This window comes from Bowmanella dokdonensis (genome assembly GCF_017254865.1).
GTDB classification, from domain to species: Bacteria; Pseudomonadota; Gammaproteobacteria; order Enterobacterales; family Alteromonadaceae; genus Bowmanella; species Bowmanella dokdonensis.
This window is the reverse complement of record NZ_JAFKCV010000252.1, coordinates 1-321: the sequence shown is the minus strand read 5'-3', so window position 1 is coordinate 321 and position 321 is coordinate 1. Positions and strand designations below refer to the sequence as shown.

1 pseudogene is annotated in these 321 nt (G+C 57.0%); it reads right to left on the bottom strand.

Annotated features, from left to right (window positions below):
- Window positions 1–321: pseudogene (locus J0A66_RS22450) on the bottom strand (group II intron reverse transcriptase/maturase); the annotation flags it as partial.

The following is a 321-nucleotide window of genomic DNA, read 5'->3' as shown; positions in this document are numbered from 1 at the left end:
AAAGATGGGCGTGAGCACTTGGGCCATGGCTTGTTGTATGATGCGATCAATCACCGTAGGAATACCAAGCGGGCGCTTGCCCCCACCGGGTTTCTCGATCTCAACTCGCCTGACAGGTTGTGGGCGGTAGGTGCCAGCGCAAAGCGCGGCTTTAACCTTGTCCCATTCACCCGACTTCACCCATGCCGGAAAACCATCAACGGTCATGCCGTCAACTCCGGCTGCACCCCGGTTGGCTCGAACCTGTTTCCAGGCCCGCTGTAAATTGGCAGGCTGGAGCATCTGTTCGAACAGATTGTCGCTAAAGGCTGGTTTCAGGTC